General features: G+C 36.4%; 2 protein-coding genes. Both read right to left on the bottom strand.

Annotated elements, in window-relative coordinates; translation table 11 throughout:
- Positions 1–439 (bottom strand): SusD/RagB family nutrient-binding outer membrane lipoprotein (locus tag P8M54_RS10380; RefSeq protein WP_300287762.1); only part of this gene is annotated, 439 nt, incomplete at its 3' end.
- A gap of 15 nt (positions 440–454) precedes the next feature.
- Positions 455–2,215 (bottom strand): outer membrane beta-barrel protein (locus P8M54_RS10385; RefSeq protein ID WP_300287763.1); only part of this gene is annotated, 1,761 nt, incomplete at its 5' end.

Consider the following 2,215-nt stretch of genomic DNA (forward strand, 5'->3'; position numbering starts at 1 on the left):
ACGGTATAGTTCCCCAAGTATCTACTGCTAACTGATAAGTATAAGCCTTCAAAATTTTGGCTACGCCAGAATAATGAGGACTATTAGTTGCTGTAGCTTCCACGATGATATTTTCAGCATCATTTAGGATATTTGCATAAACGCTAGCCCACAAATTGTTTAGATCAGATCCAACAATTTGGTACTGCTCAAAAAATTGAGTTTGAGTAGTTGCTCCAGTACTTTGCCCTGACAACTGCTGCATAATTAAAGAGGAATATCTGTGTAAATCACTACCCGATAAAAAACCTACGTTAACCGTTAAAGAAGTCAACTGTTGATTTATTGGAGCAGCTAATACACTGCTCTTGTCCACATTAGTACCTTCAAATTCACAACTACTTACTGAGAAAGCAACTATGAATAGCACCGACACTATTTTGTTTTTTAAATTTTTCATATTGTTATATTATTACTAAAGTACTACTTTAAGATTAAAACCAACAGTTCTAGTATTTGGTAAAGAGTTAAACTCTAACCCTTGAGCATTACTAACCCCTAGCGCATTTTGTTCCGGATCAAAATGTGGGTAATTAGGTGCGCTTAAGAATAAATTTCTACCAAATGCCCCAATCTCGAACTGTTTGAAAGGAGAATTCTTTAACATAGTAGCACTTAATTTGTAAGACATTGAAACCTCTCTTACTCTAAACCAAGAAGTATCATATATAAAACCTTCTGCTGCTATATATTTACCAGTATTACCGTAATAAGCTTGTGCAGAAACATTGGTAACATTGGGTTGTCCTGCGTTTGGACCCGATGCATAAACACCTTGATAAAGATAAGGAGTGGTAACGGTCACATTATCAGCTTGAAAACGAGGAAACTCAGCAGTTTCAGCTGCTACACCATTTCTTTGTACGTCAGCAATATTTCTAGAATACTGATCACCACCTTGACGAACATCAAGTAAAGCAAAGAAACTAAAGTTTTTATACGAAACAGTGCTTGTAATACCCATAGTGAAATCAGGATTAGGATTTCCTATTTTTTCAACTCCTGCAGTTTGAAGAGGCAAACCAGTAGCTGGGTTAATTAGCATTTGACCAGCGGCATTACGCTGATATGCAGAACCATATATTTGACCATACTGATCTCCTGCCACTAAACGAATATTAGGAGTTACAAAACCACCCAAAAATATATTAGTCACTCCTGGAGCCAATTCGTCAACTACAGACTTAAATTGTGTATAGTTAACACCTACTTCCCAAGAAAAATTTTGAGTTTTGATTGGTGTACCAGACAAAGCAATTTCAAGACCTTTAGTTGAAAGTTTCCCTGCATTCTGCAACACATTAGTTACTCCAGAAGCAGCTGAAACTGGAACACTTAAGATTACATTTCGAGTGTTACGTTTATAATATGTAGCATCAAGACTTAAACGATTGCTGAAAAACGCCATTTCTGTACCAACTGCAAATTCTCTTGTGAATTCAGGAGTAAGTGCAGCATTACCCGCTACATTCGATTTAGTAAAACCAGCATTCCCATTAAAAGGAAAAACGATTTGTGGACCAAAACCATCTAATGGATTAGCACGCTCAAAATATGTTTCAGTAGAATAAACTGGAGCTCCTTTACCAACCTCACCTAAACTAGCCCTAAACTTAATTAGGTTGATTTTATTACTTTGTTTTAAGGCTGGAATTGCCTCTGTAAGTACAAAACTTCCAGAAACAGCTGGATAAAAAATCGAATTATTTCCCGGAGCCAATGTTGATGACCAGTCATTTCTTGCCTTCACATTCACAGATAGGAAATTCTTGTACTCAACTACAGCATCTGCAAAAAGGCCGAATAATTTACTCTGAGCTATTGACGACGAAGGATTATAAGTCACAGCATTCGATAAATTGGCAAACCCAGGAATTACTAAACTAATACCCGTAACAGCTGAGGCAAAGCTATAGTTATTATTAAACTCATTTCCAAGCGATCCTGAGAACGTGAAATCGCCAACTTTTTTATTTGCATTCAATGTAAAGTACTGGTTTACGTTGTGAACATTAGTTGACCTTTCAATTAATCCACCTACAAGGGTTGAACCTTGAACATTACCTGCTCCTCTGTTTCCAATTTCATCAAATCCTGCACTGTTAAGATTGTAAAAATCAGTACCAATTCTAAAATCAGCATTTAACCATTTTGCAAAGTCATATCTCCCATTGAA

The sequence above is a fragment of the Flavobacterium sp. genome, from assembly GCF_029242675.1.
Lineage (GTDB): Bacteria > Bacteroidota > Bacteroidia > Flavobacteriales > Flavobacteriaceae > Flavobacterium.